The sequence below is a fragment of the Kitasatospora sp. NPDC059408 genome, from assembly GCF_042751525.1.
GTDB lineage: Bacteria > Actinomycetota > Actinomycetes > Streptomycetales > Streptomycetaceae > Kitasatospora.
In genome coordinates this window covers 1-2,720 of the sequence record NZ_JBHYWI010000076.1, presented here as the reverse complement: position 1 = coordinate 2,720, position 2,720 = coordinate 1, and the positions used below count along the sequence as shown (strand labels likewise).

At 72.6% G+C, this 2,720-nt stretch carries 3 protein-coding genes; 1 reads left to right on the top strand and 2 read right to left on the bottom strand.

Annotated features, from left to right (window positions below):
- Positions 1–129: 129 nt before the first annotated feature.
- Positions 130–1,710: a multicopper oxidase family protein gene (locus tag ACFXDE_RS34780; protein ID WP_380498469.1), complete on the bottom strand. Its 1,581-nt coding sequence runs from the start codon at positions 1,708–1,710 to the stop codon at positions 130–132.
- Between the two features lie 61 nt (positions 1,711–1,771).
- Complete coding sequence (locus ACFXDE_RS34775) at positions 1,772–2,176, bottom strand: DUF6153 family protein (RefSeq protein WP_380498468.1); 405 nt, start codon at positions 2,174–2,176, stop codon at positions 1,772–1,774.
- Positions 2,177–2,317: 141 nt separating this feature from the next.
- On the opposite strand from ACFXDE_RS34775, the gene ACFXDE_RS34770 reads away from it, so the two are divergent.
- A complete protein-coding gene (locus tag ACFXDE_RS34770; protein WP_380498467.1) occupies positions 2,318–2,719 on the top strand; it encodes a YccF domain-containing protein in 402 nt (133 codons plus the stop codon).
- Position 2,720: the final 1 nt, after the last annotated feature.

The window sequence follows — 2,720 nt, the reverse complement described above, 5'->3', positions numbered from 1 at the left end:
TGGTTTTGCGTCGTGTGTTATGTCGTCGTCTTCGGCCCGCTTTACAAACACGTCTTGGTGGTGGAGGTCTGGGGGCCGGGGGGGGCGCGGGGGGCGGGGGGCGCGCCCCCGGCCCGGCACCGGCAGGCGTTACGCCTGGTAACCGAGGACCGTCATCATGCCCGTCTCGGCGTGGTAGACGTTGTGGCAGTGGACCATCCACAGGCCCGGGTTGTCGGCGTCGAAGTCGACGGCGAGCGTCGTGCCGGGCAGCACGATCGCGGTGTCCTTGCGCGGGCCGCCGCCCGCCGCGCCGACGAGCGCGAAGGTGTGCCCGTGCAGGTGGACCGGGTGCCACATCTCCGTCGAGTTCCGGAACTCCAGCCGCACCCGCTCCCCCGCCGCCACCGGGTGGCGCTGCGAGGGGTCGTACCTGCGGCCGTCGAAGGCCCAGTCGGCCTTCGCCATGCCTCCGGTCAGCTCCAGCCGCACCGTCCGGTCCGGCGCCTTGGCGGGCAGCCGGACGCCCGCGGCCGCCGTGAGCTGCGCGGCGGTCACCAGCCGGCCGTCCAGCTCGGCCGGGCGCACCGAGGCGTCGGGCGCGGCGCCGCCGCCGGTGCGCAGCAGCGCGAGCGCGGAGGCGCCCTTGCCCTCGGCGAGGGCGGTGAGGGGGAAGACGCCGTCCTTGACGGTCACCAGGACGTCGTAGCGCTCGCCCATGCCGAGCAGGAGCGCCCGGGTGGCGACCGGCTCGACCGGGAAGCCGTCGGTGTGGGTGACGGTCAGCTCGTGGCCGCCGAGGGCGACCCGGTAGGCGGTGTCGCCGCCCGCGTTGATCAGCCGGATCCGGACCCGGTCGCCTGGCTTGGCGGTGAAGGTCTCGGGCGCGGTCGCGAGGCGGCCGTTGACCAGATGGAACGGGTACGCGACGTCGCCCGCGTCACCGCCGAGGAGGTCGCTGCGGGCGCCCATGAGCATGCGCGAGGGGCCGGCCGTGCCCGCCGCGTCGTGGCCCCCCATGCCGGCCATGTCGTGCCCGCCCATGCCTGCCATCGCGTGCCCGCCCATGCCCTTGGACAGTTCGCTCAGGACGGCTTCGGGGGTGCTCCCGTCCACCCCGTCCAGCCAGTCGTCCAGGACGACGACCCACTCCTTGTCGTAGGCCAGCGGCTCCTTCGGGTCGTCGACGATCAGCGGCGCGTACAGCCCGCGGTCCTGCTGGACGCCGGAGTGCGGGTGGAGCCAGTACGTGCCCGGGCGGGTGAGCGCGAAGCGGTAGTCGAACGCGGCCCCGGCCCGGACCGGATCCTGCGTCACCCCCGGGACGCCGTCCATGTCGTTGCGCAGCGCGAGGCCGTGCCAGTGCAGCGAGGTCGGCTGCGGGAGGTGGTTGGCGAGGGTGAGCGCGAGCGTCTCGCCGGCGGTGGCGCGGACCTCGCGGCCGGGCAGCGCGTCGCCGTACGCCCAGCTGCGGACGGTGCGCCCGCCGAGGTCGAGGGTGGTCTCGGTGGCGGTGAGCGCGACCTTGCGCTCCGCCCCGGGGTTGCGCCGCGCCTCGGCGGCGGCGACCTCGGGACCGTTCGGACGGACGAAGCCGGCCGGCGCCGGAGCCTGCCCGCCGTGGTCCATGCCCTCCATGCCCTTCATGGAGTCCGAACAGGCGGCCAGGATCCCGGTCCCGGCAGCGGCGAGCGCCGCGCCGAGCACGGCGCGTCGAGAGGGTGTGCGCATGACGAAATGCACCTCGTGTGTAGGTGTGGGTCGGTGGACGTGCGAGGCAACCGCCACACGCCTACTGACGCAGCACCGAAACTTCGGCGAGGACCGACCTCCCACCCCTGGGCGGCGGAAGCCCCCGGACGGCGGCCAGCAGCAACGCCCGCACGGCAGCAGCGGCATCACCGGCCCGCCGCAACACGTACCCCCCGACGGCCAGCAGCACGAGTCCCCAACCTGCCGGCACGGCAAGGCAGACCGCCATCGGGTCCATCCCGCCGGGCATCCCGGGGTCGGCCGTGACGTCGTGCGACCGGTGCGCCTGGACGGCGACATGCTCCCCGCCGTGCCGTCCTCCGTGCCCACCGGTCGGATGCCCGAGCGTGTGCATGGTCAGCACCCCGAGCAGCAGGGCGGCGAGCAGAACTCCGCGCAGGACCCGCACCATGCCGTCCCGCACCGCCCACCTCCACTCCGCCATTTACCCCCACAGGGTATACCGCGCTACCACCCCCGACCCCGGACCCACCCCTGAGGTCCACCCCCTAGGGGCGTAGACACGCAGGCGGCCGGGCATGGCAGGTCGTAGAACCGGCCAGTACGCCATGAGAAGGTGCCCCCCATGAAGGTGATCGATTTCGTCCTCAACGTCCTCTGGTTGATCTTCTGCGGCATCTGGATGGCAATCGGCTACGTCATCGCCGGAATCATCTGCTGCGTACTGATCATCACCATCCCGTTCGGCATTGCCTCGTTCCGTATCGCCGGCTACGTGCTGTGGCCGTTCGGGCGGACGGCGGTCGAGCGGCGGGACGCCGGGGCGGCGTCCTGTGTCGGGAACGTGATCTGGCTGGTGTTCGCGGGGTGGTGGCTGGCCCTCGGGCACCTGATCACCAGCATCCCGCTGTTCCTGTCGATCATCGGGATCCCCTTCGGGTGGGCCAACCTCAAGATGATCCCGATCTCCCTCACCCCGCTCGGGCGCGAGATCGTGTCGACGGACCAGCGCTTCGCCGGCTGGTAGG